The sequence below is a fragment of the Nocardia sp. NPDC005745 genome (assembly GCF_040630775.1).
Taxonomy (GTDB): Bacteria; Actinomycetota; Actinomycetes; order Mycobacteriales; family Mycobacteriaceae; genus Nocardia.
In genome coordinates this window covers 1-26,500 of the sequence record NZ_JBEXYF010000044.1, presented here as the reverse complement: position 1 = coordinate 26,500, position 26,500 = coordinate 1, and the positions used below count along the sequence as shown (strand labels likewise).

Annotated in this window: 29 protein-coding genes, 1 tRNA gene and 1 pseudogene; 17 read left to right on the top strand and 14 right to left on the bottom strand. The window is 68.3% G+C overall.

Going from position 1 to position 26,500, the window contains the following annotated elements:
• Positions 1–41 precede the first annotated feature (41 nt).
• The gene (locus tag ABZ420_RS32210; RefSeq protein WP_357130841.1) at positions 42–626 is read left to right on the top strand and encodes a LysM peptidoglycan-binding domain-containing protein; all 585 of its coding nucleotides are present in this window, start codon (positions 42–44) and stop codon (positions 624–626) included.
• Between the two features lie 88 nt (positions 627–714).
• On the opposite strand, the gene rpsR is transcribed toward ABZ420_RS32210, so the two are convergent.
• Genes rpsR through rpmB form a run of 4 tightly spaced genes read right to left on the bottom strand, consistent with a single transcriptional unit; the run spans position 715 to position 1,726 of the window.
• A complete protein-coding gene (gene rpsR / locus ABZ420_RS32205) occupies positions 715–969 on the bottom strand; it encodes a 30S ribosomal protein S18 (RefSeq protein ID WP_011211513.1) in 255 nt (84 codons plus the stop codon).
• A 32-nt stretch (positions 970–1,001) separates the two neighbouring features.
• Positions 1,002–1,307, bottom strand: coding sequence for a 30S ribosomal protein S14 (gene rpsN, locus ABZ420_RS32200; protein WP_357130838.1), 306 nt, complete (start codon positions 1,305–1,307; stop codon positions 1,002–1,004).
• Between the two features lies 1 nt (position 1,308).
• The gene (rpmG, locus tag ABZ420_RS32195) at positions 1,309–1,479 is read right to left on the bottom strand and encodes a 50S ribosomal protein L33 (RefSeq protein ID WP_019049259.1); all 171 of its coding nucleotides are present in this window, start codon (positions 1,477–1,479) and stop codon (positions 1,309–1,311) included.
• Between the two features lie 10 nt (positions 1,480–1,489).
• Positions 1,490–1,726, bottom strand: coding sequence for a 50S ribosomal protein L28 (gene rpmB, locus ABZ420_RS32190; RefSeq protein ID WP_063052922.1), 237 nt, complete (start codon positions 1,724–1,726; stop codon positions 1,490–1,492).
• Positions 1,727–1,827: 101 nt separating this feature from the next.
• Here rpmB and ABZ420_RS32185 point away from each other — a divergent pair, with 101 nt between their 5' ends.
• Genes ABZ420_RS32185 through rpmF form a run of 3 tightly spaced genes read left to right on the top strand, consistent with a single transcriptional unit; the run spans position 1,828 to position 3,600 of the window.
• Positions 1,828–3,168, top strand: coding sequence for a GTP-binding protein (locus ABZ420_RS32185; protein ID WP_357130834.1), 1,341 nt, complete (start codon positions 1,828–1,830; stop codon positions 3,166–3,168).
• The gene (locus ABZ420_RS32180) at positions 3,165–3,425 is read left to right on the top strand and encodes a type B 50S ribosomal protein L31 (RefSeq protein WP_040869871.1); all 261 of its coding nucleotides are present in this window, start codon (positions 3,165–3,167) and stop codon (positions 3,423–3,425) included. The genes ABZ420_RS32185 and ABZ420_RS32180 overlap by 4 nt, the downstream gene beginning before the upstream one ends.
• A 1-nt stretch (position 3,426) precedes the next feature.
• Positions 3,427–3,600: a 50S ribosomal protein L32 gene (rpmF, locus tag ABZ420_RS32175; protein WP_040869869.1), complete on the top strand. Its 174-nt coding sequence runs from the start codon at positions 3,427–3,429 to the stop codon at positions 3,598–3,600.
• Positions 3,601–4,075: 475 nt separating this feature from the next.
• Here rpmF and ABZ420_RS32170 read toward each other — a convergent pair whose 3' ends face one another.
• The 6 genes from ABZ420_RS32170 to ABZ420_RS32145 all read right to left on the bottom strand — a co-directional run bounded on the left by ABZ420_RS32170 (position 4,076) and on the right by ABZ420_RS32145 (position 10,286).
• A complete protein-coding gene (locus ABZ420_RS32170; RefSeq protein WP_357130832.1) occupies positions 4,076–5,125 on the bottom strand; it encodes a DUF1906 domain-containing protein in 1,050 nt (349 codons plus the stop codon).
• 158 nt (positions 5,126–5,283) lie between these two features.
• A complete protein-coding gene (locus ABZ420_RS32165; RefSeq protein ID WP_357130829.1) occupies positions 5,284–6,084 on the bottom strand; it encodes an MHYT domain-containing protein in 801 nt (266 codons plus the stop codon).
• On the bottom strand, positions 6,077–6,634 hold the full coding sequence (locus ABZ420_RS32160; RefSeq protein WP_040870011.1) for an ATP/GTP-binding protein: 558 nt from the start codon (positions 6,632–6,634) through the stop codon (positions 6,077–6,079). Before ABZ420_RS32160 ends, ABZ420_RS32165 begins: the two co-directional genes overlap by 8 nt.
• Positions 6,635–6,734: 100 nt before the next feature.
• On the bottom strand, positions 6,735–7,106 hold the full coding sequence (locus ABZ420_RS32155) for a DUF742 domain-containing protein (RefSeq protein WP_040782732.1): 372 nt from the start codon (positions 7,104–7,106) through the stop codon (positions 6,735–6,737).
• Between the two features lie 7 nt (positions 7,107–7,113).
• Positions 7,114–7,524: a roadblock/LC7 domain-containing protein gene (locus ABZ420_RS32150; protein ID WP_039801134.1), complete on the bottom strand. Its 411-nt coding sequence runs from the start codon at positions 7,522–7,524 to the stop codon at positions 7,114–7,116.
• Positions 7,521–10,286 carry an ATP-binding protein gene (locus ABZ420_RS32145; RefSeq protein ID WP_357130826.1) on the bottom strand — a complete coding sequence of 922 codons (2,766 nt, stop codon included), beginning with the start codon at positions 10,284–10,286 and terminating at the stop codon, positions 7,521–7,523. Before ABZ420_RS32145 ends, ABZ420_RS32150 begins: the two co-directional genes overlap by 4 nt.
• A 356-nt stretch (positions 10,287–10,642) precedes the next feature.
• On the opposite strand from ABZ420_RS32145, the gene ABZ420_RS32140 reads away from it, so the two are divergent.
• The 8 genes from ABZ420_RS32140 (at position 10,643) to ABZ420_RS32105 (ending at position 18,844) form a co-directional block, all read left to right on the top strand.
• On the top strand, positions 10,643–11,329 hold the full coding sequence (locus ABZ420_RS32140; RefSeq protein ID WP_062977293.1) for a response regulator transcription factor: 687 nt from the start codon (positions 10,643–10,645) through the stop codon (positions 11,327–11,329).
• A gap of 79 nt (positions 11,330–11,408) precedes the next feature.
• Entirely contained in the window at positions 11,409–12,794 is a 1,386-nt protein-coding gene (locus tag ABZ420_RS32135; protein WP_357130913.1) for a HAMP domain-containing sensor histidine kinase, read from the top strand.
• A gap of 242 nt (positions 12,795–13,036) precedes the next feature.
• Entirely contained in the window at positions 13,037–14,410 is a 1,374-nt protein-coding gene (locus tag ABZ420_RS32130; protein ID WP_357130823.1) for a trypsin-like peptidase domain-containing protein, read from the top strand.
• A 101-nt stretch (positions 14,411–14,511) separates the two neighbouring features.
• Entirely contained in the window at positions 14,512–15,006 is a 495-nt protein-coding gene (locus tag ABZ420_RS32125; protein WP_181719529.1) for a MogA/MoaB family molybdenum cofactor biosynthesis protein, read from the top strand.
• A 690-nt stretch (positions 15,007–15,696) separates the two neighbouring features.
• Complete coding sequence (locus ABZ420_RS32120) at positions 15,697–16,371, top strand: MspA family porin (protein WP_357130820.1); 675 nt, start codon at positions 15,697–15,699, stop codon at positions 16,369–16,371.
• A gap of 65 nt (positions 16,372–16,436) precedes the next feature.
• Positions 16,437–17,108, top strand: coding sequence for an MspA family porin (locus tag ABZ420_RS32115; protein ID WP_357130817.1), 672 nt, complete (start codon positions 16,437–16,439; stop codon positions 17,106–17,108).
• A 322-nt stretch (positions 17,109–17,430) separates the two neighbouring features.
• Positions 17,431–18,105: an MspA family porin gene (locus ABZ420_RS32110; RefSeq protein ID WP_357130815.1), complete on the top strand. Its 675-nt coding sequence runs from the start codon at positions 17,431–17,433 to the stop codon at positions 18,103–18,105.
• A gap of 67 nt (positions 18,106–18,172) precedes the next feature.
• Positions 18,173–18,844: an MspA family porin gene (locus ABZ420_RS32105; RefSeq protein ID WP_357035687.1), complete on the top strand. Its 672-nt coding sequence runs from the start codon at positions 18,173–18,175 to the stop codon at positions 18,842–18,844.
• Between the two features lie 170 nt (positions 18,845–19,014).
• On the opposite strand, the gene ABZ420_RS32100 is transcribed toward ABZ420_RS32105, so the two are convergent.
• The 3 genes from ABZ420_RS32100 to ABZ420_RS32090 form a co-directional block, all read right to left on the bottom strand.
• Positions 19,015–19,680 (bottom strand): SAF domain-containing protein, encoded by a 666-nt coding sequence (locus tag ABZ420_RS32100; protein WP_357130812.1) that lies wholly within the window; start codon positions 19,678–19,680, stop codon positions 19,015–19,017.
• Positions 19,681–19,768: 88 nt separating this feature from the next.
• Positions 19,769–20,074: an FmdB family zinc ribbon protein gene (locus tag ABZ420_RS32095; protein ID WP_083864045.1), complete on the bottom strand. Its 306-nt coding sequence runs from the start codon at positions 20,072–20,074 to the stop codon at positions 19,769–19,771.
• Between the two features lie 69 nt (positions 20,075–20,143).
• Complete coding sequence (locus ABZ420_RS32090) at positions 20,144–20,752, bottom strand: 5-formyltetrahydrofolate cyclo-ligase (protein WP_357130809.1); 609 nt, start codon at positions 20,750–20,752, stop codon at positions 20,144–20,146.
• Between the two features lie 68 nt (positions 20,753–20,820).
• Between ABZ420_RS32090 and ABZ420_RS32085 the strand changes: the two genes are divergently transcribed.
• The 5 genes from ABZ420_RS32085 (at position 20,821) to ABZ420_RS32065 (ending at position 25,396) form a co-directional block, all read left to right on the top strand.
• Positions 20,821–21,777, top strand: coding sequence for a UTP--glucose-1-phosphate uridylyltransferase (locus tag ABZ420_RS32085; protein WP_357130806.1), 957 nt, complete (start codon positions 20,821–20,823; stop codon positions 21,775–21,777).
• 150 nt (positions 21,778–21,927) lie between these two features.
• A complete protein-coding gene (gene glp / locus ABZ420_RS32080; RefSeq protein WP_357130803.1) occupies positions 21,928–23,184 on the top strand; it encodes a gephyrin-like molybdotransferase Glp in 1,257 nt (418 codons plus the stop codon).
• 12 nt (positions 23,185–23,196) lie between these two features.
• Complete coding sequence (locus ABZ420_RS32075; protein WP_357130800.1) at positions 23,197–23,847, top strand: GNAT family protein; 651 nt, start codon at positions 23,197–23,199, stop codon at positions 23,845–23,847.
• 263 nt (positions 23,848–24,110) lie between these two features.
• Positions 24,111–25,229, top strand: coding sequence for a gephyrin-like molybdotransferase receptor GlpR (glpR, locus tag ABZ420_RS32070; protein ID WP_357130797.1), 1,119 nt, complete (start codon positions 24,111–24,113; stop codon positions 25,227–25,229).
• Positions 25,230–25,320: 91 nt separating this feature from the next.
• A tRNA-Ala gene (locus tag ABZ420_RS32065) sits at positions 25,321–25,396 on the top strand.
• 420 nt (positions 25,397–25,816) lie between these two features.
• Here ABZ420_RS32065 and ABZ420_RS32060 read toward each other — a convergent pair.
• Positions 25,817–26,397, bottom strand: a pseudogene (locus ABZ420_RS32060) (IS5 family transposase); the annotation flags it as partial.
• Between the last annotated feature and the right edge of the window lie 103 nt (positions 26,398–26,500).

The following is a 26,500-nucleotide window of genomic DNA, read 5'->3' as shown; positions in this document are numbered from 1 at the left end:
ATGTCGGATGCTCTACCAGCTTTTTCTGGAAAGGAAGTATCGTGGTCGACACGCTGCGCGTAGGCGAAGAACTCGGGCGGGGGCAATCGCTCCAGGGCGGGGCCTACACCCTCACTTTGCAGGACGACGGCAATCTAGTGCTGTCCGAGCCGGGCGGAAATGTGGTGTGGGCCACCCAAACTCATGATCAGGGCGTCGAGCGGGCCGTGCTCCAGGAGGACGGCAACTTCGTGCTCTACAAGAGCGACGGCGCCGCGTGGGCGACCGAGACCAACGGCCAGGCGGCCGATCGGCTCGTCGTGCAGGCCGATCGCAACGTCGTGCTGTACGGCGCCGACGGCGGCGCGCTGTGGGCGTCCGGCACCCACACCGACACTCCGCTGCCCGCCCCGGAACCGGAGCAGGCGCCGGAGCCCGAACAGGTCGCGGCTCCGGCCGCCGAGGAGGTGCCGCCTCCGCCTCCGGCTCCCGAGCCGCGCACCTACACCGTCGAGCCGGGCGACACCCTGTGGGCGATCGCCGAGCGTTTCTACGGCGACGGAAACCGCTACCAGGAGATCGCGGACGCCAGCGGCATCCCGAACCCGGACGCGATCAACCCCGGCCAGGTGGTGACCATCCCGTGATCCGGCCGGTCCGGTAACCGCCATGACAAAGACCCCCGGTGCGCACGCATCGGGGGTCTTTCTGCTTCGCTCGTCTCGCGCGGTCCGCCTACCGGCTGGTGAACGGCAGCAGGGCCATCTCACGGGCGTTCTTCACCGCGACAGCGACCTGGCGCTGCTGCTGGGGGGTGAGCCCGGTGACCCGGCGGCTGCGGATCTTGCCGCGATCGGAGATGAACGTACGCAGCAGGTTCACGTCTTTGTAGTCGACCGTCTCGATGCCGGCGGCGATGAGCGGGTTCTTCTTCGGACGGCGGGCCTGCTCGGCGCGGACCTTCTTCGACGGTGCTCGCTTGACTGCCATATGACGAGTTCCTTCTCGAGATCAGTGGTTGTCTACCAGCTCGATTTGCGCACACCGGGCAATTCGCCCCGGTGGGCCATCTCGCGCACACGCACACGGGAGAGTCCGAACTTCCGGAGATGACCGCGCGGTCGTCCGTCGGCGGCGTCCCGATTGCGCAATCGTACCGGACTGGCATCGCGCGGCTGCCTCCGCAGTTCTGCCTGGGCCGCCGCGCGTTCGGACTCCGGCGTATCCGGCCTCCGGATGAGATCCTTCAGTTCGGCGCGGCGTGCCGCGTAGCGCTCCACGATCGTCCTGCGCTGCTGATCACGCGCGATCTTCGACTTCTTGGCCATCTCAGCGCTCCTCGCGGAAGTCGACGTGCTTGCGCACCACCGGGTCGTATTTGCGCAGTACCAGGCGGTCCGGGTCGTTGCGGCGATTCTTGCGGGTCACGTAGGTGTAGCCGGTGCCCGCGGTGGACTTCAGCTTGACGATCGGGCGGATGTCGGTCGATTTCGACGCCATGGGTCGCTCCTCAGATCTTGTCGCCGCGGGCTCGGAGCCGGGCCACCACGGCCTCGATCCCGTCCCGGTCGATGGTCTTGATGCCCTTTGCGGAGACGGTCAGCGTGATGCGCCGGCCTTCGCTGGGCAGGTAGTAGGTCTTGCGCTGGACGTTCGGGTTCCAGCGGCGGCTGGTCCGCTTGTGCGAGTGCGACACGGACTTACCGAAGCCGGGCTTGCGCCCGGTGACCTGGCAGTGGGCCGACATCCGGACTCCCTCCAGTAGATGACAATCATTTTCGACAACGGCTGTCCAGCAATGTACCGTTGCCTTACAGCAAATGAAAATCGTTACTGAAAGGAGTTCCGGTGGCGGCGGCAGATTCCCCACCCGAGTTCGACCGCAGAACGCCCGTGGTGGTGCTCGCCGGTTTCGCGGGACTCGCCGCGACGGGCGTCGATCGCGCGGCCGCGGTGCTGGGCATGGCTCCGGGCACCATCGTGGTCCGCCACGATCTGACCCAGCTGCGGGAAGGCATCGTGCACCGCACGGTGCGCACCGCGACGCGGGAGACCTCGGCGGTGCTCGAACTCGCGCACGGCTGCGTCTCGTGCACGCTGCGGATGGATCTGCTTCCGCTGTTGCGCACGCTCTCCCAGCGTGAATCGGTGGATCGCATCGTGCTGGCGCTGGACCCGGCGTTCGAGGCCGAAGCGGTGTGCCAGGCCATCGAGCATGTCGTGGTCGCCGGCGTGCACGGCCGCGTCGACGGCCCGGCCGGGCGCGACGTGCGGGTGGACGCGGTTGTCACCTGCTTGGACGCGGGCGCCTGGCTCGCCGACGCGACGGGGGACGAGACGCTCGCCGAACGCGGCCTCGCCGCCGCCGACGACGACCGCACGGTGGCGCAGGTCGCGGTCGGACAGGTCGATTTCGCCGATGCCGTCATCGCCTTGGGCGCCGTCACGCTCGAAGCGCTGCTCGCGGACATGGCGGTCGACCGCGGCAAACTCGCCGCCGTTCTGGCCCGGTTGATCCCCGGCGCGCCGATCGCCTGGGTGGACGAGCCGGACTCCATCACCCCCGCGCTGGCCGAAACGCTGCTCACGCGGATCCCCGCCGATTCGCGCCGCGGCAGGATCTTCGACGCGCACGCGCCGCTGCTGCGTGGCCGACCGCCCTTGACCGGTGACTACGGCGTCGAACTCGTGGAGTTCGCCGCGGCGCGGCCCTTCCATCCCGCCCGCCTGCACCAGGCTCTCGACGTGTTGCTCGAGGGTGTGGTCACCGCGCGCGGGCGCGTCTGGCTGGCCACCCAGCCCGACGAGGTGGTGTGGCTCGAATCCGCCGGTGGCGGCCTGCGGGTGGGCGGTGCCGGGCGCTGGCTGGCCGCGCTGCCGGAAGAGGAACTGGCCGAGACCGATCCGGAGCGCCGCGCGATGGCCGCCCTGCGCTGGGACGAGCGGTTCGGGGACCGGGACGTCTCGCTGTCGATCCTCGTGCACGACGCCGATCCGGCGGAGATCCGCGAAGCGCTGCACTGGGCGCTGGTGGAGGACGACGAACTGCGGCTGGTCGAGCGTGCGCCGGAGCGAGTCGCCCAGTGGGAGGACCCGTTCGGGGAATGGCACGCCGACCCGTGCGCGAGCGGCGACCAACCGGGACAACCCGTAGAGGACGCGAAAAGCCCGAGAGGAGAGGCGAAATGAAGAAAGGGATCCACCCGGACTACCACTTGGTGGTCTTCGAGGACGTGAACACCGGCAAGCGATTTCTCACCCGGTCCACGGCCACCGGCACGCGCACCGTGGAGTGGGCGGACGGCAACACCTATCCGCTGCTGACGGTGGACGTCACCGCCGACTCGCACCCGTTCTGGACCGGTGCGCACCGCGTGCTGGACACCCAGGGGCGGGTGGAGAAGTTCGAACGCAAGTACGGCAAGCGCGCACGGAAGGAATCCTGAGATGGCGGTACCGAAGCGGAGGATGTCGCGGTCGAACACCCGCAGCCGCCGGTCGAATTGGAAGGCCGCGCCCGTGGATCTGGTGCCGGTGACCGTCGCGGGTGTCGTGCACAAGGTGCCGCGCCGGTTGGTCGCGGCCGTACGGCGCGGGTTGATCGACGTCGAGAAGCTCTGAGCGGTACGCGCCGAAAGCGTCGTGCAGCCCTTCGCCGCGAGCGCTGGTGTCGACGGGCGATTGCTCGGCCGATGCCGATGGGGCTCCGGATGAGCAGGATGATGGTCAACCGTCCGGAAACGGCCACGTCGCTGCCTTCTGAGGAGAATTCCGCGCCAGCCATCAGACAAGTTGGCTAATTTACAGCAAACTATGTGTCCCGCATCACGTCGCACTATTGCGCGTGAAGCGATTGCGATCAGATAGCCAGGCGATGAATCCCGGACCAATGGTTGGTTTTCCGCGGGGGAAAAGTTCACCGAAAATGGTGCGCTCACAGCCCGATACCGGTACCCTCGTCGTCGAGGGCGGGTTCTCTTGGTTTCCAAGAGAACCCGTCCATCGCCAATTCCGGGGCTGTTCGCCGGTTTCCGCTCTCCCGAGTCGCTCTCGTCCACCGGTCTGGGCGGCTCCGATCGTCGCGCCGGTGTGAGACTCAGTTTTTCGAGGTCAACGCCGCCGGTCCGTCGTCACCGCCCGGCGCGCGCCGAACGCCACCGTCGTGTCCGGGCAGCCCGGGCAGGTCCGGTAGCAGGGCCTCCAAGCGCGCGAGCTGCTCGCCGACCAGCGCTGCGGGACCCTCGATCAGCGACAGCGGCCACGGCCAATGCCGCCCGTTCCAACGTTCCACCTGGTCGGTCAGTTCGGCGGTCGTCGCCTCCAGTTCGCTGATCTCGGTGCGCAATTCGCCGACTTGCGTTCGCAATGCGGAGGATTCGCGCTCCAATGCGGCGATTCGCGCCAATGCCGCGGCCAATCCGTCCACCAGCGTCCGATTCCGGCCGTCCGCGTCGGCGCCCAGTTGCGGCCAGCCCGACAAACCGGGTCCGCGCAGCTGAATCTGGATGTCGCGCAGCACTTCCTCTTGTTCCGGCGTCACGTCCGGATCCTCCCGTCCCACGAAATCCCACTGGCCGAAATCGGTCGTCTCGGCCTCGTTCACGTCACAAAGCACGCCGCCGACCGTCACCTGGCGCAGCGTCTGATGGATCGCGCGTCTGGTCTCCACGTTCGTGCCCGACCACGCGTCGGTCTGCCATGCCCACGTCGCGTACCCCGCGTCCAGTGCGCGGCTGACCGCCCAGTACCCGCCGTAGATACCGACGTTCGCGCGGCCGAGCACGGTCGCGGCACCGTCCAGATAGGCGTTGACGCGTAGCTGATCCTGCTGCGAAGCGTCGAAATCCGCCGAGAAATAGATCGGCCGGTCCACCCGGCCGCCGCAGCGCAGCACCTGGGCGAGGGCCGCGCGCGCGTCCACGATGCCCGCACCGTAGCCGTCCAGCATCCGCGCGGCCGTGGTCTCCCAAGTCGAAACGATCGAGATTCGGTGCGTCCGCAGATCGTTCGCCTCGGCGGGGGTGAGCAGCTTTCCGGGCAAGCTCGGGCCGCCCTCGGACAGATACCGCACCACGAAGTCGTACCCCGCCGCCCGAATCGCCGCGCCCCCCGGACGTCCCGCGGCGTAGTCGAGACCGAAACGCATGGCCTCCACTGTAAGTGGGCCGGGCTGGTGAATCCGGGGCATCGCCGAATCCGCACCGCCCGCGGGGATCGGTCAGCGCGAAACGGTCGAACAGCCCCGTTCCGCGCCGTGAGTCCGAACCGCGGGCCGTGTGATTCGCCGTTGTCGGCGACCGCGGGTCAGCGAACGGGTTGCAGCTTCGGCCGCCGCACCTTCGGCGGGCCGGCCAGCTCACGGCGATCCGGCGCGATCAGCACCGCGGAGATCGGCACGGTCAACGCCAGCAAGCCGATGACGAACATGGGGAACACGAAGTCGAACAGCTCGACGCCGCCGGGCACCTTCGCCGTCCGGTCCACGTCGAAATGCAGCGCGGACAGCGCCGTGTAGTACGTGGCGGACACGCCGACGCCGAACAGCAGCACGGTCGCGGCGCGGGCCAGCGGGAAGCGCATCGTCTGGAACAACCACAGCGTCGCGGTCGCGGTGATCACCCCGATCACGGCGGAGACGGCGGCCAGCCAGGTCGTCACGCCGACCGACCCCTGGATCTCGAGTGAGCCGATGCCGAGGTAGTGCGTGACACCGATGCCGAGGCCGAGCACCAAGCCGCCGGGCAGCAGCAGCGTCAGCCGAGGGGTGCGCCCGATGATCAGCAGCGCCGCGAAGACGGCCGCGATGGACACCACCAGGGCGGCGATCAGCCTGCCCGGGTCGTACCGCATCGCGCTCCCGGGCACTTTGAGGCCGAGCATGGCCACCGAGGTGGCCAGCCACGCCCCGACGCCGCCGAGCGAGATCGCCGCCGAGACCAGCCACACGAGCCGGAACTGCACCGAGCGCGCGCCGTGCACGATGCAGGCGAGACCGACCACCGCACCGAGCACCGAGATGCCCAGCGAGAGCGCGATCATCCAGTATCCGAGGGCGAACTGGTCGACGGACGCCCCGCCTGCGGCCAGCACCGCGACCTCACGCATGGCGGGCGGTCCCTTCCAGCTCGCTGGCCTTCAGCTGAGCGATCGCGTACTCGGTGACCGCGGCGAGCGCTTGACGCACCTCCATCGCGTTGCGCGCGTCGATGTCCACGATCGGCACGCCCTCGCGCACCGACAGCGCCTCGCGCAGCTCCGCGATGGGGAAGCGCGGCGCGTCCGGGAAGCGGTTGACCGCGATCAGGAACGGCAGCTTGCGTGCCTCGAAGAAGTCGACCGCGGCGAAGCTGTCCTCCAGCCGCCGGGTGTCGATCAGCACCACCGCGCCGATCGCGCCACGGATCAGGTCGTCCCACATGAACCAGAACCGCCGTTGACCCGGCGTCCCGAACAGGTAGAGCACCAGGTTGCCCGGCAGGATGATCCGGCCGAAGTCCATGGCGACGGTGGTCGTCTCCTTCTCGGGCGTCTCGGCGAGATCGTCGATGCCGTCGGAGTATCGGGTCACCATCGCCTCGGTGCGCAGCGGAACGATCTCCGACACCGCGCCGACGAAGGTGGTCTTGCCCGCGCCGAAGCCGCCCGCGACGACGATCTTCGTCGAAGCGACCCGATTCTCGAAGCCGTCCGGTCCGGGGGCGTTTCCCGGTCCGAGATTCGCACTTGGCCCGGGATGTCCACTGGGCCCCAGATTCCTATAGGGCGCGGAGTCCACGCAATGTCCTCTCCATCAGGGAACGGCGCTCGTCATAGCTCGCCTCTTCGGTCAGGGTCGAATGCACGCGCATGGTGCCATCGACGACGAGGTCGCCGATCACCACCCGGACCATGCCGAGCGGCCGGTCCAGATGTGCCGCGATCTCCGCGACCGACAGGCGGTGCGTGCCGAGCCGGAGTATCTCGGTACGGATATCGCCGGTCGGCCAGTCGAGATGTGCAGTGTACGACAAGGTTTCGATGACCGCCTCCAATGGCAGGTCGATCGCGGGTTCGGTACGCCCCGAGGTCAGGGCGTAGGGCCGGACGCGCGTTGTCGGGCGTGGTCCGGGGCCGTATGGGTTGGACATCTCACGCTCAGACAGCGGTGCGCGCGGTCGCGGTGACCACCGAACCCACCCGATCGACGAGCAGTGCCATCTCGTAGCCGATGCGGCCGATGTCATGCGACTTGTTCGCCAGCACGGCCAGATGCGAGCCGTTGCCGACACTCATCACCAGCAGGTAGCCGCGCTGCATCTCCACGATCGACTGCATCACCTTGCCGCCGTCGAACAGCGAGGCCGCGCCCATGGAGAGGCTGGCGAGCCCGGCGGTGACGGCGGAGAGCTGTTCGGCGCGATCGCTGGGCAGATGCGGACTGGTGGCCTGCAGCAAGCCGTCCGCCGATACCAGCACCGCATGGGACACGCCGGGCACATCGCGGGTGAAGCGGGCGACCAGCCAGTTCAGATTCTCGTCTGTGGTGCTGTTGTTCGCGTTGGTCATGCAAGCCCTCCGTCGTTGTACTGCGCATTGGCCCGCCCGCTGCGGACCCCACTGAGATGCCTGGTCAGGTTGTTGCGAATTTCTTCCGGATCACGCGGGCCCGCGTCGTCCACCGGCGCCAGGCCGCCCGGCACCAGCTGGGCGCCCGGCCTGCGGATCGGCAGCCCGCCGACGGTGCGCGCGGTGGTGGTCGGATGACTCGCATCCTCGGCGGCCAGCCAGCCCGCGTCACCAGGCGAGGACCACGAGCTTTCCGGCGATTGCGAAGTCGAGGGCTCGACCAGCCATTCCGAGACCATGCGCTGATAGATCGGGGTCGGGGACGCTCCGGCGACCGGCTGTAGCCGGGAGGAGGTCACCGTCGCGGGTTCCGGTGCCACCTCCTGCGGCGGGTCGACGGGTGCGGCGGGCTTCCGGATCGGAAGACCGGATCGCGCGGTGGTCTGCGGCGCGGGCGCTTGGCTCGGCACGGTCGGCGTGGGGCCGGTCGCCGGCTCGTCGTCCTTCACCTCGGCCCACAGATCGGTGTGCGCCGGCTTCTGCTCCCGTTCGACGGCGTGTTCACCGGTGGTGGGCGTCACCGGGGCGAACGGACCGGTCGGGGTGCGGTCGTCGGTGCGCGGTGTGAGCACCGGCCACGGCTGGGTGGGCGGCTGATCCGCCGGGTTGACCGCCCGGCCTACCGGTGTGGAGACCGTGGGCTGGTCGGGGGCATCGGCCACGCGGATGGCCGGACGACGCTGCGGCAAGCCGGAACTCGTCACGCCGAAACGCGCGGTGTCGCGCTGCGGCAGGCTCGGCACCGGAACCAGGTTGCGCGGGTGCGCACCGGTGGGCGGCGTGACGTGCGGGGGCAGGTGATGCTCGGCGGTCAGGTCGAGCGGCTTGCCCGCCGGGTCGGTGACGTCCATGGGCGGCGCGACCAGCGCGCCGGGCAGGTGCACGCTGGCGGTGATGCCCGGCTGCTGCGCCATCGTGGACGTGCGCCGCAGGCTGACCGTGATGGTGTGGCGCTTGGCCAGCCGTCCGACGACGAACAGGCCCATGCGGCGCGCGGTCTCGACCGTCACCTCACCACCGGAGGCGAGCCGGTCGTTGGTCGTCTGCAGGTCCTCCAGCGACATGCCGAGGCCGCGGTCGGTGATCTCGATCAGGTAGCCGCCGTCCACCGCGCGCGAAACCATCACCGTGACCGGCGTGGTCGGCGGCGAGTAGCGCAGCGCGTTGTCGATCAACTCGGCGAGCAGGTGCTCGATGTCGACGGCGGGCTCGCCCGCCACGATGCCGTCGGGCACCGCGCCGATCTCGACGCGCTGGTAGTCCTCGACCTGGGAGACCGCGCTCCACAGCATGTCCGACAGCGGCACCGGGTGCAGCTGGCCGCGGCGCAGCGCGGTACCGGCGAGCACCAGCAGGTTGTCGCCGTTGCGGCGCATGCGGGTGGCCAGGTGGTCGAGGCGGAAGAGGCTCTGCAGCCGGTCGGTGTCGTCCTCGTCGTGCTCGAGGTCCTCGATCAGCGCCAGCTGCTGCTCGACCAGCGATTGGCTGCGGCGGGACAGGGTTTCGAACATGTTCCCGATCTGCAGGCGCAAGCGGGCCTGGTCGGCGGCGAGGTTGAGCGCCTGTTCGTGGATCTCGTCCACGGCCCGGGCCAGCTGGCCGATCTCGTCGGTGGTGTGCACGGCGACCGGGGTGATCTCGGGAGTGGTGCCGCCCGCGCGCACCACGGCCAGCTCGTCGGGCAGCTTGATGTGCGCGACCTCGAGCGCGTCCCGCCGCAGGCGGCGGACCGGGACGACCAGGGTGCGCGCCACCGAGAGGGCCAGCGCCAGGCCCGCGAGCAGCATGCCGATGACGATCGTCGTCTCGCGCAGCGCACCGGCCTGTGCTTCGGTGGTGCGGGCGGCCAGCGCGGCATCAATGGTGTCGATCAGCTGCGCGGTGGTCTTCTCGTAGGTGTCCGAGCTGATCAGGAGCGAGTCGATGACGGCCGGGTTGGACGCCGGATCGGCGACGTTCTGGCTGAAGGTGCCCAGACGGGTCTGCACCGCGTCCAGCAGCGGGCGCATATTGCCCGCGTAGTCCGGCAGGATCTGCGCGTACTGGTAGATCATCGTGATCTCGGCGCCCGCCGCGACCAGCACGCGCGGCCGCACGCTCGGGTTGCGGCCCGCGTCCGGCGAGCCGATCAGCATGCGCTGCTGGGTGAGTACCCGCCGGGCGGTCTGCACCGACGCCAGCTGGAGGAAGTACCGCTGGATGACCAGGTCGTCCACCGACGGCGACAGCGCGAGCGCGTTGCCGATGCGGACCATGATCTCGTCGGACTGCTCGCCGACCATGGCGGGCGAGCCGTTGCGCAGGCTGTTGCGCATCGTGGTGCCGGTGGCGATGGCCGAGGCGAGTTCGGAGGTGACCCGGCCGCTGACCTTGGTGGTCTGCAAGGCGCCTTCCAGTTCGGCCAGGGCCTGGTCGAACTTCGTCAGCGCCGCGTCGGTCTGCGGGTCCGCGGTATTGCCCCAGGTGGCGGTCGCGGTGACGCCGAGTTGCTCGGTGGCCGAGCCGAACTTGACGATCGGCCGGATGATGATCGCCTGTTCGGTCGCCGCGTCCAACTGCGCCATGGTACGCAGTTCGTTGTTGATTCGGAGCACGGCGAAGACGGTGGCCAGCAGCACCGGAAGCACCAGCACCACGCCAACCTTGCGGGTGACCGACCAGTTCGACAGGCTGAATTGCCAGGACCGCGGTGCAGCTTCCATCCGCTTCCGTCGCCTCCGCTTCACCAGTGACCTCGGGCGCGCGTGGCTGTTCGGTATTGATTCAACCCGCAAAGAACCAACTAGAGGTCTTCTTTTTTACCGCACGGAACATACCGTGCAGAGGGGTCATCGGCAATCCGGGGGAGTCGGTCTTCAATTTACCGAATATGGCTATAGAGAACGTGTTTCGCGGTGGAATGCGTAAGGGACGCGTCAACTTCTCGGCGGGGCCCTGGAAGAGCCTGGTCACCCGGGTTGACGCGGGCGACGCGCCGGGGGTTCTGGCGGGTGTGCGCCACGGCGTGTCGAGAGCGCCCTCTCAGTTACCTCTCAGTCGGTGCGGTCAAACTGGGGGCATGCGCATTCTAGTGGTCGACGACGATCGGGCGGTCCGGGAATCGCTGCGCCGGTCGCTGACGTTCAACGGCTACTCCGTCGATCTCGCGGTGGACGGTGTGGACGCGCTGGAGAAGGCAACTGTCCAGCGACCCGACGCACTCGTCCTGGACGTCATGATGCCCCGGCTCGACGGGCTCGAGGTCTGCCGCCGTCTGCGCAGCACCGGCGATGATTTGCCGATTCTGGTTCTCACCGCGCGAGATTCGGTATCGGAGCGGGTCGCGGGGCTGGATGCCGGGGCGGACGACTATTTGCCGAAGCCTTTCGCGCTGGAAGAGCTGCTGGCCAGGCTGCGCGCGCTGCTGCGGCGGACGACCGCGGGTCCGGGTGAGGCATCGGAGGAAATGAAGTTCGCTGATCTGTCGCTCGATCCGGTGACCCGCGAGGTGTCCCGAGGCGCCCGGCCGATCAGTCTCACCCGCACCGAGTTCTCACTGCTGGAAATGCTGATGGCGAACCCGCGCCGGGTGCTGACCCGTAGCCGCATTCTCGAGGAAGTCTGGGGCTACGATTTCCCGACCTCGGGAAACGCGCTCGAGGTCTACATCGGTTATCTGCGCCGCAAAACCGAGGCCGAAGGCGAGCCGCGGCTGATTCACACGGTGCGCGGCGTGGGCTATGTGCTGCGTGAAACGCCACCGTAGGTCCAGGGATATGGCACGCACCACACCCAGACGCCCCGCCGTCGCCGCACTCGGCCAACGTCCGCCCGAGCCCGCGGACATGCGGCCGCCCATGCCGCTGACGCGGTCGGTCTCGCTGCGCTGGCGGGTGACGCTGCTGGCCGCCTCCGTCGTGGCGATCGCGGTGGCGGTCACATCGATCGCGGCCTACGCGCTGGTGGCGCGCGCGTTGTACGCCGACGTGGACGCCCAGCTGCGCAGCCGTTCCACGGCCGTGATCGCCAGCAACCCGTACGGGTTCAACAACCTGAATCTGATGGTCGCCGCGGCCTTCTACGACGACACCGGCATCGCGCTGATCTATCCCGACCTCCGGCGCTGGCTTCCCCCGCAATCCACCGATCCGCCGGTCGGGAACCAGGAGCTGGCCGTGGCGCGCGGCGAGCGGAGTTCGTCGTTGCGCACCGACGGCAACCAGCGCGTGCTGGCGGTCTACACCAACTCGGGTGCGACGCTGGTCATCTCCCAGCGGCTGGACCGCACCAGGGAGGTACTCGACCGGCTCGCCTGGCTGCTGTTCGTGGTCGGCGGCTGCGGCGTCGTGCTGGCCGCCGCGGCGGGCACGGCGGTCGGGCGGACGGGTCTGCGGCCCATCGCGCGGCTGACGGCGGCCACCGAGCGCGTCGCCCGCACCGACGACCTGACTCCGATCCCGGTCACCGGTGACGACGAACTGGCAAGGCTCACAGAAAGTTTCAACACCATGCTGCGCGCGCTGACCGAGTCGCGCGATCGGCAGCGCAGGCTGGTCGCCGACGCCGGACACGAACTGCGTACGCCGCTGACGTCGCTGCGGACCAACATGGAGTTGCTCATCGCTTCGGGCCGTCCCGGCGCTCCCCGTATCCCGGACGAGGACATGGCCGGACTGCGCGCCGACGTGATGGCCCAGATCGAGGAGTTGTCGACCCTGGTGGGCGATCTGGTGGATCTCGCGCGCGAGGACGCGCCGGAAACCGTCTACGAGCGCGTGGATCTGGGCGAGGTGGTGGAACGCGCACTCGAACGCGCCCGCCGCCGCCGCACCGGCATCGAGTTCGTCGCCGATCTGCGCCCGTGGTTCGTCTACGGGCACGAGGCGGGCTTGGAGCGCGCGGTGCTGAACGTGCTGGACAACGCGGCCAAGTGGAGCCCGGCCAGGGCGCAGGTGCGCATCCTCATGCGGGAGAGCGGCCCGGGCCTGCTCGAGCTGTCCATCGATGACGCGGGTCCCGGTATTCCGGCGGCGGAACGCGAGCTGGTGTTCGAGCGTTTCTATCGCGTCATGTCGTCGCGATCGATGCCGGGCTCCGGCCTCGGTCTGGCGATCGTCAAGCAGGTGGTGACAAAACACGGCGGCACCATCGCGATCGATACCTCGCAACGCGGCGGCGCCGTTGTCCGCATCGTGTTGCCCGGCGAGCCGGGCGCGCCGGTGTCCGATTGACGCAATACCGGGCGACGGAAGTCCATTTCCGACAGAATGTCGAGTGCTGTGCGAAATATTCATCGTCGGCCGGGTATTTCGATTGCTCCGATTGGTTTGCCGCAGAATTTGAGACATGAAGTAGTCAGTGGTTCTATCGCAGTACCGGCCGCACAGCTCTCGGAAAACTGAAAGCGCGGTCTCAGTCCGCTCTCAGTCGCCGTGGCCAACCTGGTCGGGACGCGAGGAGAAACGAGGAGTCCATGACCGAGGATTCGAAGGATCGCCGGGAGCCGGGCCCGCAGGCCGCGGGCCCGTTCGGGCCGGGGAACGCGCATGCCGCCGGTTACGGTCCGCAGGAAACGCCGCATCCCACCGCGCAGTACCCGCCGCAGCAACATCCGGCCGCGCCGTTCCAGGGATATCCGGCGTCCTTCGGTCCGCCGAATGACCCCACTCGACCGCACGGCCCGGCCTATGGCGCCCCGCCCGCCCCGCCGCGGCGTCCGTTCCGCGCGGGCCTGGCCGCAGGCGCCGTCGCCCTCGCGCTGGTCAGCGGTGGCGTCGGCGGTGCGGTCGGCGCGCTGGTCACGCACGGCGACGAGGGTCGCGCCCCGGCCACCAACGCCTTGGACGCTCCCAGGCCGAACGTGAGCAATGCCGTCAACGCTCCGGCCGGCTCCACCCAAGCGGTCGCTCAGAAGGTGCTGCCCAGCGTGGTGATGATCAAGGTGGCCAGCAGTAAGGCCGAGGGCGAGGGCTCGGGGGTGGTCCTGTCCTCCGACGGCCTGATCCTGACCAACAATCACGTGGCCGCGGGCGGCGGGCCGAGCGCCAAGATGGAGGTCGTGTTCTCCGACGGCAGCAGCGCGCCCGCGACGCTGGTCGGCGCCGATCCGGTCTCCGACCTGGCCGTCATCAAGGCGTCCGGAAAGAGCGGTCTGACCCCCATCGAGCTGGGTACCTCGGCGAATCTGCAGGTCGGCCAGCCCGTCGTCGCGATCGGCTCGCCGCTCGGGCTGGCGGGCACGGTCACCACCGGCATCGTGTCGTCGCTGAACCGGCCCGTCGTAACCAGCGGTGACGGTAGCGACCCCGCCGCGGCGGTCAGCCCCGTGATCGACGCGATCCAGACGGATGCGGCGATCAACCCGGGCAACTCGGGCGGCGCGCTGGTGGACGGCAGTGGCAAGCTCATCGGTATCAACACGGCCATCGCGACGCTCGGGCCCACCGAGGCGGCGGGCGGCCAGACCGGGTCGATCGGACTCGGCTTCGCGATCCCCGTCGACCAGGCGCGCCGCGTCGCCGACGAACTGATCAAGACCGGCAAGGCCACCTACGCCCAGGTCGGCATCACGGTGTCGCGTCAGCAGGACCCGGCCCAACAGGTTTCCGGCGCGCAGGTTCGCGACGTCACGCCGGATGGTCCCGCGGCACGCGCGGGCATCCCGCCGGGGGCTGTGGTGACGAAGCTCGACGACCGCCCGATCGATTCCGGGAACGCGCTCGTCGCCGCGGTTCGCTCGCATCAGCCAGGAGACAAGGTGAAAGTCACTTATACCGACGCGCAAGGCAACAACCCCAAGACCGTCGAGGTGACTCTCTCCGGCGCGCCCGCGGACGGCGGCCGGTGATGCGCCTGGTGCCCGGCGGGCGCGGCCCGGAGATCGATGTGGACGCCGACGTTCTCGGCGCGGCCGCCGAGTTGCTGGACGCAGGCGCTACGGTGAGCACCATGGAAATCGATGCTCCTGTGGCGGGGCGTGCTCTGGTGGTTGTCGTCGACGATCGAACGGCGCATGGAGGTATTGACTCGCTCGGTCCGCTGGTCACCGAGCTGCTCACCGAGGCGGGTTTCCTCGTGGACGCGTCGGTGTCGGTGCAGGCCGACGAGGTGGAAATTCGCAACGCACTCAATACCGCGGTGATCGGCGGCGTCGATCTGGTGATCTCCGTCGGCGGCACGGGCATGTCCCCGCGCGACGTGACACCGGAGGCCACCTCACAGGTGCTCGACCGCGAGTTGCCGGGAATCAGCGAAGCGCTGCGGTCCTCCGGCCGGGTGGCCGGTTCGCTGGACGCCGGGCTTTCCCGTGGTGTCGCAGGCGTGTCCGGAAGCACCCTGGTGGTCAACCTGCCCGGCACCCGTTCCGCCATTCGGGACGGCATGGCGACGCTCGGCCCGCTCGCGAGCCGGGTGATCGGTGAGCTGTCCGGATTGGTGGAGTAATCACCGCCCCCACACCCCCTGAGAACCCTCGCCCGGCGGCGCGCCGGGCGAGGGATGCCGCGCGCTTGGCGAAGATCTTCGGCGACACTCTGCCCGAGACCACCGCGGACGAGCGCGACGAGCGCGACGACGTCCGGTCCGCCGACGACTGGCTGCGCGCCCAGATTCCCCCGCATCACGGCTGACCGTTATCTACGTAGTAGCTACGTAATCAATCCCGCCAGGTTTGTAACCGGCCAGTGATCATTTCTGCGCGGAAGTAATACCGGCGCGATCATTACGGCCCCGTCCCGTATCCGGGCCCTGGCGCTCCTGTGTCGCGATCTGCTCACTCATCCCGGCCGGCTGTAGCGATTCGGCATTTATGCACGTCAAGCCATATTCAAATGTGCGCAAGTGTGATGCAGGTCACCTTGAACTTTACGAAACGTTACGTTGCGAGCGCCGTTATAAAACGTTTAATCTCCCCATCGAGCCACTCGCAATCGGGCCCCGCAGGCGCGGGTACCGGCACGCATGGAGCCGTTCGGCGGAACCTGGCTCGGTTCCGTTACCAGCAAGTCCGTTGCGCCGAAATAACAACCGGTTACACACCGGCAACAAAGGAGCGACACACTGAGCTGGGCCTGAGAGGACCACTGTCCAGCCTCGATGGTCGAGGTTGACTGTTTGAACCTGATGAGGGGAAGTATGAGCGAGAACCGCACCAAAGGTCTGCGCCGCGGTGCCCGCGTCGCGGGCGCGGGCGCTGCCGCGGCCGTTGCCCTGGGCCTGCTTTCGACCGGTGCCGCCGATGCCGATACCTTCGTGCCGTTGCCGGACGGCCAGAAGGTGGGGCCGGGCGTGACGATCACCCGGAACGGAGAGCGGGCCCTGATTTCGCCGTCGCTGGCTGCCAACGGCGCCGGTCGCGTGGTCTGGGTATCGGGCAACGCGGTCGCCGACGTCACCGTGACGCCGGACGGTGAGATCGGCCCCAACAACGGTCCGACCGGAAACCCCGGAACCAACAACTCCTCGACGCACGGTGCGTCGCAGCTGAGCACCGGCTACATCGTCGGCTGCCAGGTCAGCATCGCCGACGACGCCATCTCCGCGGGTGTGTCGGGCAGTGTGAACCTCAGCGGCGCGAGCGCGGGCGGTTCGATCGGTGTCAACCTCGGTCCCGGTGAGGTCAAGTTCGTTCAGATCGATTACAAGGACATCCTCAAGCCGGGTGTGTATTCCGTCGAGTACCAGGATGCCGAGATTCAGATCCAGGGCTGCGCGGGTTACGCGCAGGCGCGTTCGTACACGGTCGTCGAGATCATCGGCGATCACTACTCGAAGACCACCCTCTACGGGATGCCGTTCAGCATCGGCTGACGTCTGTCGACTCCAACGAACCATCCTCCCGCTGAAGCGGACTCAACCCTCGAGGGATACCAACCATGATCAACCGTAAGAACCTGGCGCGGATGGCCGGCGTCGGCGCCGCTGCCACCATTGCCATGGGCCTGTTCTCCACGGGTGCGGCGAACGCCGACACCTTCGTCCCGCTGCCGGGCGGGGAGCTGACCAAGACGCTGTCGGATGGCACCGTCGTGACCATTCGCCTGGTCGGCGAGTCGGCGAACATCAACCCGTCCATGGGCGCGACGCCGCTGCACCGCAACGCGTGGGTCTCGGGTAGCGCGCAGGTCGAGCTGTCGGGCTCGGCAGGTGGCAAGATCTTCCCGGGCTACACCGTCGGCTGCCAGGTGAACATCGCCGGTGGCGGAGCCACCGGTGGCGTCGACGGTGACGTCGACTGGAGCGACGGGCAGAACGTCACCGGCGGCGTCGGCGCCAACTCCGGCGGCAACCTCTCGCTCGGCCCCGGCCAGGCGAAGTCGTTCTATGTACTCGATCTGGAGCAGGCCGACGATTTCGGTAACGAGACGCACAAGACCCGGAATGCGTTCAAGGGCACATCCGGTTCGGTGACGTGGGCCGATGAGACCATCGGTCTGAATGGTTGCGGAGGCTACGCCCAGGCGCGCGCTTTCGTCAGCGTCGAAGTCGAGACCGACAATGTCATCACCTGGGTGACGTTGTGGGGACAGCCTTTCAGCCTCGGCTGAGTGAACTACGGGTGAAAAACCCGTAGCCATTGATGAAATGGACCCCTCGTATCGCGGCGGGTCCATTTCGTCATGAATTCCATTGCGCCGCAAGTCGGCGCGATCCTAGCCGGATCGTTGACGTCGCGTGACGAATTGCCCGAATTTCCGGAAAAGTCTGGTTGATACCGAATAGCATTGTTTCGTCCGAGATCGCTCGATGACGCGATGGTCGGCGGATCGTCTGGTGGACAGCACATTCCACCGAGCGCGCCGTCGGCTTTGGAGGGACAGTCCGCCTCGACACCCTGGGGCGGGCGGATGCAACCTGATGAGGAAAAACATGAGCAAGTACCGCATCAACGGTCTGTCTCGAGGCGTCCGCGTCGCGGGCGCCGCCGCCGTGGCGACCGTGGCCACCGGTCTGTTCTCGACCGGCGCCGCCGACGCCGATACCTTCGTGCCGTTGCCGGACGGCCACAAGGCAGGCCCTGGCGTGAACATCGCCCGTACGGGCGAGCGCGCCCTGATCTCCCCATCCCTCGCCGCGAACGGTGCCGGCCGTGTCGTGTGGGTGTCGGGGAATGCCATCGCGGATGTCGCGGTGACGCCGGAAGGCGAAATCGGCCCGAACAACGGGCCGACCGGGAATCCGGGAACGAATAATTCGTCCACGCACGGTGCGTCGCAGTTGAGCACCGGTTACATCGTCGGCTGCCAGGTCAGCATCGCCGACGACGCGATTTCGGCGGGTGTGTCGGGCAGTGTGAACCTCAGCGGCGCGAGCGCCGGTGGTTCGATCGGTGTCAACCTCGGTCCCGGTGAGGTCAAGTTCGTTCAGATCGATTACAAGGACATTCTGAAGCCGGGTGTGTACTCGGTGGAGTATCAGGATGCCGAGATCGAGGTCCAGGGCTGCGCGGGTTACGCGCAGGCGCGTTCGTACACGGTCGTCGAGATCATCGGCGATCACTACTCGAAGACCACCCTCTACGGGATGCCGTTCAGCATCGGCTGAACGCGGGTCGGATCCATCAAATCTCTTTTCGCTGAAACGAACTCGATTCTTTAGGGGAATTACCATCATGTTCGATCGTAAAAAACTGGCGCGCGCGGCCGGGCTGTGCGCGTCCGCGGCCATCGCGGTAGGTCTGCTCTCCACGGGTGCGGCGAACGCCGACACCTTCGTCCCGCTGCCGGGCGGGGAGCTGACCAAGACGCTGTCGGACGGCACCGTCGTGACCATTCGCCTGGTCGGCGAGTCCGCGACCATCAGTCCGTCCATGGGCGCTACACCCTTGCACCGCAACGCATGGGTGTCCGGTAGCGCACAAGTGGACTTGTCGGGCTCGGCAGGCGGCAAGATCTTCCCGGGCTACACAGTCGGCTGCCAGGTGAACATCGCCGGTGGCGGTGCCACGGGTGGTGTGGACGGCAATGTGGACTGGAGCGACGGGCAGAACGTCACCGGTGGCGTCGGCGCCAACTCGGGCGGCAATCTGTCCCTGGGTCCGGGGCAGTCGAAGTCGTTCTATGTGCTCGATTTGGAGCAGGCGGATGATTTCGGTAACGAGACGCACAAGACCCGTAATGCGTTCAAGGGCACGTCCGGTTCGGTGACGTGGGCCGATGAGACCATCGGTCTCAACGGTTGCGGAGGCTACGCCCAGGCGCGGGCCTTCGTCAGCGTCGAGGTGGAGACCGACAACGTGATCACCTGGGTGACGTTGTGGGGAGCGCCTTTCAGCCTCGGCTGAGCCGGAAAGTAACGCGCGCAAGGCGAACGGGCCTGTCGATGACGGGCCCGTTTCGCTTGCGGCGCACGTGAAGTGAGTTCCGCCCACCCTGCGCGGTCCGGCTCTCGGTGCAGATCGTGAATCTGAATCAGCACCTCGCAGTGTGGTTCTTCGGCGAAGCAGTCGACGGGTCAGTGGAAGACGACGGTGAGCGCGGTGCGCAGTGACGCCCCGGCCACGGCGGTAGCGTGCTCGGCGTCCATCGCCACCAACACCACGCGTTCCGCGGCTGCGCGTCCGTCACCCGCGCCGGCGACGAGAATGACGGCGGAATCGGTGGCGAGGGTGCGGGCGGGACGGGTGCCGGGGCCGTTCGCGTCTTCGGCGCCGATCACGTCCACGCGATCACCCGCGCGCAAGATGTCGGCGACCGCCGTGTCGGCGAGACGGATGGGCACGATGCGCGCCTCGCGCGCGCCGGTCGCCGCCGCGGCCAAACGCGGGCCGACGACGCGTAGATCGGTGAAGACCTCTCCCTGCCGCATGGCGCCGGTCAGCGTCGCGCCGACGAGCACGGCGGGATCGGCGACCGCACCCGCGGGCAGCGTGCCCGCTTCGCGTGGTGCGGGGCGTAGGTCACCTGCTTCGAGGAGTCGTCCCGGCGCCAGATCCCGGCCCGCGACGAGGACCGTCGTGCGTTCGGTATCCGGGTCACCGCGAAGGAAGAGCAAGACCGCGAGGGCGGCGAGCGCGGCCGCGAGCAGCCGTCGGGCGAGCGCGGCGTCGGCCCAGGGCGGTCGCTGCCACCCGGCCGGATTCCAGCCGCCGCGGCCGAGGTCGGCGAATGCACGAGTCATGGCCGGATCCTATGGCCGGACGCGCACTCACCCGGCCGGGATCACGGTGGGCTGTGGATAGCTGACTGGCTGTGGAAAAACCGTCGAATCAGCTGGCCACGGCAGTGCTGGTGGATGCGGTGGACCCGCTCGACGACCCGGAACTCGACGACCCGGAGTCGGAAGAGGAACTCGAACCGCTGTCGGACTTGGCCGGCTCGCTGGCGGTCGTGGAGCCGCCCCGGCTGTCGGTGCGGTAGAAGCCGCTGCCCTTGAAGACGATGCCGACCGAGTTGAACAGCTTGCGCAGCTTGCCGGAGCACTCCGAGCACACCGTCAGCGCCTCGTCCGTGAAGGACTGAACGATGTCGAAGCGGTTGTCACACTGGGTGCACGCATACGAGTAAGTAGGCACAGGATCCTCCGCGGTGTTCGTCGATCTGGCACTCTACAGCCGACAGTGCCAACACCGCCAATCGGTGTTTCATTCCCCAGCGTAATGGTCGCCCAAGCGGCGCAGGCCGCCCCGTGGCGTGAGCGCCCAGCCCATGCGCCGGTCGTGCGGCTCCTCGGGCAGCCGGTCGACCAGCTCGTCGTCCCGGACCACCGCGACCAGCCGCGCGTCCGGACGCGCGGCGGGCAGCGTGCGGTCGTAGTAGCCCGCGCCGCGACCCAGCCGCACGCCGCGCAAGTCCACCGCGAGGGCGGGGACCATGATCAGATCGGCCCGGATCACGGCGTCCGGCGGCAGCACAGCGCCGGTGGGTTCCAGCAAGCCGTAGCGGGCCCGCCGCAGCGCGTCCGCGCCGGTGTATTCGGCCCAGCTCAACGGTCCCGGCGGCCCGGTGACCGGCAGGAGTATCCGCGCGCCACCGGCCAGCAGCGCGTCCAGCATCGCCGTCGATCCCGGTTCACCCGCCACCGGTACGTAGGCGCAGACCCACCCCTGGGCTTGCAGGGTGTCCATCGCCGTGGCCAGGGCGAACGCTTCCTTTTCGCGCTCCGTGGCGCTCATCACAGCGCGCCGGGCGAGTAGTTCGATGCGCCATGCATGTTTATCGCGCTCGCCGGGCATCTCCACAGTGATCACCATAGGCTCACCCCGGGACCGGGTCGGCTCGACGCCGATCCGGCGGCGTGATGGATGGATAGGGTATGCGTATGACAGCAAAGTCCGGACAGCCCGGTGGCGCCCCGGCGGAGTCGTGCTTCCGCACGGCCGTGGTGCCCGCGGCCGGGCTCGGAACACGGTTCCTGCCCGCGACCAAGACGGTGCCCAAAGAACTTCTCCCGGTGGTGGACACCCCGGGCATCGAGCTGGTCGCCGCCGAGGCGGCCGGATCAGGCGCCGAGCGCCTGGTGATCGTCACCTCCCCGGGCAAAGACGGCGTGGTCGCGCACTTCGTCGAGGACTTGGTGCTGGAGAGCACGCTGGAAGAGCGCGGCAAGTTCAAGCTGCTGGAGAAGGTGCGCAAGGCGCCGGGACTGCTCGATGTGACCTCGGTGGTGCAGGAGGAGCCGCTCGGGCTCGGGCACGCCGTGGCCCAGGCCGAGCGGGCCCTCGACGACGACGAGGACGTCATCGCCGTCCTGCTGCCCGACGACCTGGTTCTGCCCCGCGGTGTGCTCGACGTGATGTGCCGGGTGCGCCGCAAGCGCGGCGGAACGGTGCTGTGCGCCATCGACGTACCCAAGGACGAGGTCAGCGCCTACGGCGTGTTCGACGTCGCGCCGGTGCCGGACGCGGTGAACCCGAACGTGCTGCGGGTCAAGGGAATGGTGGAGAAGCCCGCGCTCGCCGACGCGCCGTCGACGTTCGCGGCCGCGGGCCGGTATCTGCTGGACCGCGCGATCTTCGACGCGCTGCGCCGCATCGAGCCCGGTGCGGGCGGCGAACTGCAACTCACCGACGCGATCGCACTGCTGATCGCCGAGGGACATCCGGTTCATGTGGTGGTGCACCGTGGGTCGCGCCACGATTTGGGCAACCCGGGCGGTTATCTTCGTGCTGCGGTCGATTTCGCATTGGAACGAGAGGAATACGGCCCCGCCCTGCGCGAGTGGTTGCAGTACCGCCTCGGTCCGGACTGGGATCCGCAGCTGACGACCGACGACTGAGGGACCGGCCGGGGGTTTCGCCGAGCGTGGACCGTCGGGTACGAATGATGGTCACCGCGGTGCGCGCGAATGCGCTTGCGCCGCGGCGGGATCGCGCGTGCCCGTGCAGGCGAGACCGGATGGAGTGCGGAGAGGATCAGGAAGGGCTGGATGCGCTCGGTTGAGGATCAGCAGATCAAGGTGACCGCCGCGGCGGTCGCGCCCCGGCCGGTCCGGGTCGCGATTTCCGAGGCCCAGGGCCTGCTGTGCGCCGAGGACGTCGTCACCGAGCGGCCGTTGCCCGGCTTCGATCAGGCCGCCATCGACGGTTACGCCGTGCGCAGCGTCGACGTGGCTTCCGCCGGGGCCGACATCCGCGACGAAGCGGGCGACCTCGTCGACCTGACCCTCCCGGTGGTCGGCGAGGTTGTCGCCGGTTCGCGTCAGCCGATCCGCTTGCAACCGCGCCAGACCGTCCGGGTGGACACCGGCGCGCCGATGCCGACGCTCGCCGACGCGGTGCTTCCGCTGGATTTCACCGACGGCGGCCGGGCCAGAATCAAGGTGTACGAACCGGTGCGCTCCGGCGATTACGTGCGGCGCATCGGCGACGACGTCCAGCCGGGTGACGTCGCGGTGCGGGCGGGGACCATCATCGGCGCCGCGCAAGTCGGTCTGCTCGCGGCGGTCGGTCAAGACAAAGTGCTGGTGCATCCGCGCCCGCGACTATCGGTGCTCTCGGTGGGCGGCGAACTGATCGATATCGATCGGACGCCCGGCCCCGGCCAGGTGTACGATGTGAACTCCTACGCGCTGGCCGCGGCCGCGCGCGATGCCGGCGCGGACGTGAATCGCGTCGGCATCGTCGGTTCCGATCCGCGCCGGTTGCGCGACGTGGTCGAGGGGCAGTTGGTGCGCTCCGAGGTGGTCGTCATCGCGGGCGCGGTCGGCGGCTGGGCCTCCGAGCAGGTCAGGGAGGCGCTGGAAGGGCTCGGCGAGCTCGAAATCACGCGCGTGGCCATGCATCCCGGTTCCGTGCAGGGCTTCGGCCGGCTCGGCCGCGACGAGGTGCCGACTTTCCTGCTTCCGTCCAATCCGGTGGGTGCGCTGGTGGTGTTCGAGGTGATGGTGCGGCCCTTGATCCGAATCGCGTTGGGGCGCAGGCAACCGATGCGCCGGATCATCAACGCGCGGACCATCACCCCGATCAGTTCCATGGCCGGGCGCAAGGGATACCTGCGCGCGCAGCTCATGCGGGACGAAGCGACCGGTGAATACCTCGTACAGCCGCTCGGCAACGGGAACTCCTCCTCGCACCTGCTCGCCACGCTCGCCGAGGCGAACAGCTTGATCGTGATCGACCCGGACGACACCGAGATCCGTACCGGTGACGAAGTCCAGGTCGCCTTTCTCGCACAGCGTGGCTGAGACGTGGACGCGATGAATGTCTTCCGGGCCACGCAGCATCCGGGGTGGCCCGCGCGACTGGGCCCGGTCCGGGCAGCCGCGGGAAAGGTGACCTTGCGTCCGGTGCGGCTGCGCGATGCGGCGGCCTGGAGCCGGATCCGCTTGCGCGACAGAGCGCATCTGGAGCCGTGGGAGCCGACCGGACGCGGGTCGTGGGAGGCGCGCAACCACGCCTCCAATTGGCCGTCGCTGTGGTCGAGTCTCAAGGCGGAAGCCAGGCGCGGCGCGATGATCCCGTTGGTGATCGAAGTCGACGGCGTGTTCAGCGGGCAGCTGACCGTGGGCAATATCGTGCGCGGCGCCCTGCGCTCGGCATGGATCGGCTACTGGGTGGCCAAGGATCTCAGCGGGCAGGGTGTCGCGACGGCGGCGTTGGCGTTGGGCCTCGACCACTGCTTCGGGCCGGTCGGTCTGCATCGGGTCGAGGCGACCGTCCGGCCGGAGAATCTGGCCAGCCAGGCGGTGCTGCGCAATGTCGGTTTCCGGGAAGAGGGACTGCTACGGCGCTACCTCGACGTGGACGGCGCCTGGCGGGATCACCTGCTGGTCGGCATAACCGTCGAGGAGCCGGCCGGAACGGTCCTGGACCGGCTGGTGCGAGAGGGGCGCGTCACCCTGCTGTAGATCCGGCCATGCGGCCGCGGTGACATTGGTGGAAATGTGACAGGTGTGGCGGATGTGCACGGCGCGCCTGCCGGAACTTGGTGCTACCCGGAATTAGCCTACGGACGTCGATGGTGCGTCTTGCGTCATCGGCACAGAGCCTGCGAGGGGACCGGCGTCCGCGCCGCTGCGTCGGACGGGGGCCGGCCGAGGGCGGAGCGTGTGACGAACCGCTCGCGGGCCGAGCCGGACAAAACCCCAGGCGGGACGGAGGTGCTGACGCGATGCCGAATTCGATCCTGTGGATCGGGCTGGTCGTGCTCTGGGTCTTCGTCCTGTTCCCGATTCTCGCCGATCGCCACCCGAGAATCCGCCGGACCACCGATGCCGCGCTGGCGACCAGGGTCCTGCATCGCGGCGGAGGCAAACGACGTCTCCGGAAAGGCCCGGCCGCCGGGCACGAAACCGATCCCAACTGGCGGCCTCGCCGCGTACCGAGGAAGTATCCCCACAGCGATGATGCGGAGGACCGGATGACGACACCGGCCGACGAGCCCGTCACCGAGACCGACGAGGAGAACATGCCCGCGGCCGACGACGTCGCGGCATCCGACATCGCTGACGCCGAAACGGACGACACCGAGACCGACGACTTCGGGACCGACGCACCGGACGAGGTGGAGCCGGAGGAGGCCGAGTCGGACGAGGCCGAGTCGGTCGGCGAGCAGTCGGACGACGACGAAGCCGCCGAAGTCGCTGCGAAGATCGACGCGGAGACCGATGATGGCGGCGTGGGCGCATACCACCCCGAGACGGTCGCGGCCAGAATCCCGCCTGCGCGCTCCACCGCGCCCGCGCGCGTGGACTACGACGAGTACGACGACTACGACGGCGGAGGCTCGGCGGAACAGGATTTCGTCCCCAGCCGTCGTGGCCGGGGCGGTTACGACCCCGAGGCCGACGCCATCGCGCGCGCGGCCCGCTACACCTTCCGGCAGCGCGCGGTGCTCGGCCTGCTGCTCACCGCCATCCTCTCCGGCGCGCTCGCCTTGGTTCTCACCCCCTTGCTGTGGTGGGCCTGCGGGCTCGCCGCCACCGTGCTGGTGACCTACCTGGCCTACCTGCGCAAGCAGGTGCGGATGGAGGAGGAGATCCGCCGCAGGCGCGCCGCCCGCCTCAACCGTGGCCACCAGGACGAGGCCGATCCGCACGCCCGTCGAGCCCGCGCCTCACACGGCACCATGGACCGCGACACCGCCCGCGCCCTGCGCCGCCGCTCCACCCTGGTCGAGCCCGACGACGAAGACCCCATGTTCGCCCACCTCGACCCCTTCGACCCCGCCACCGCCCGCGCCCTGCGCACCCGCGCCAACGGCGACATGCGCCGCGCCGCCGGCGCATAGCCCCCACCTGTTCCCGCAGGTCAGGGCACCGATTCGGAGTCTGGGCGGATGGCCTGATACAGTGTCACAGCGCGGTTCCCCGGAACCGCACGGGGCTATAGCGCAGTTGGTAGCGCGTCTCGTTCGCATCGAGAAGGTCAGGGGTTCGATTCCCCTTAGCTCCACCAAAAGGTCTTTCAGCGACTCGCCACCTCTTCGGGTGGCGAGTTCTTTTTGCGGCAAGTGCCGCTTCAGCACACTTTGCCAGCATCGCGGCTGGGTTCTTCACCTCGCTGCACGGCCGTAGCTCCGGCTTGTACGGCATTCAACTCGGCCGATGCCGGTTGTAGCTCATGTCCGGTGATCTACAGCATGCGGTGATGTACTCCACACCAGCGTTCAGATTCTCGGCCACCTGGCCCGGCTCGGCCGTCAGTTTCTCCCGTGTGCGCGGGATCTCCCTCAGGCGGGTTTTGATCCGAGCTTTCGGTATCGCGCCGTCCTCAGCCAGTTCGATGGGGCTCGATTCCTTGGTCTCCAGTCTCTCGAGCTGATCCTGAAGATGTTTCCGATCCAGCCGCTGCGCCGCCTGGCTCTAAGACCGTGTCTCATGTCGCTGATTTCGTCAGCTTCTTGTAGCAGGTCAGTGTCGCAGCGAGTGTGAGGAAGCCGAGGAAGTGTGTGGCTTTGCGGTCGTAGCGGATGTTGAGCCGGTGGTAGCCGGTCAGCCAGGAAATGGTGCGCTCAATGACCCATCGGTGGCGGCCGAGCCGCTTGGAGGACTCGATGCCTTTGCGTGCGATCCGGACCGCGATGCCTCGACCGTGCACCCATCGTCGCAGGTCGGCGGTGTCGTAGGCCTTGTCGGCGTGCAACTTGGCGGGCCTGCGTCGGCGTGGGCCGCGCCGCGATCGCACGGCGGGGACCGCCATCACGAGCGGTTTCAATGCTTCGGCGTCGTTGGTGTTCGCAGCCGAAATACCCACAGCCAGAGGAATTCCCGCACGATCGGAGAGCACGTGGATCTTCGATCCGGTCTTGCCTCGATCGACCGGGCTCGGCCCGGTCATGGGTCCCCTTTTTTCGCCCGCACCGACGCCGCGTCGATTACTGCACGCGACCAGTCGATCAAGCCTTGGCTTCCTAGCTCGTCGAGAACAGCCTTGTGTAACCGGCGCCAGACGCGGCTGAGGTTCACCCCGGGTAGTGGACACCGAGTTAGCAGGATCGATGGTTCTGCTGGTAAGGATGTTTGCTGTGCCTCCTCGTAAACGTCGGTCGTATACGACCGA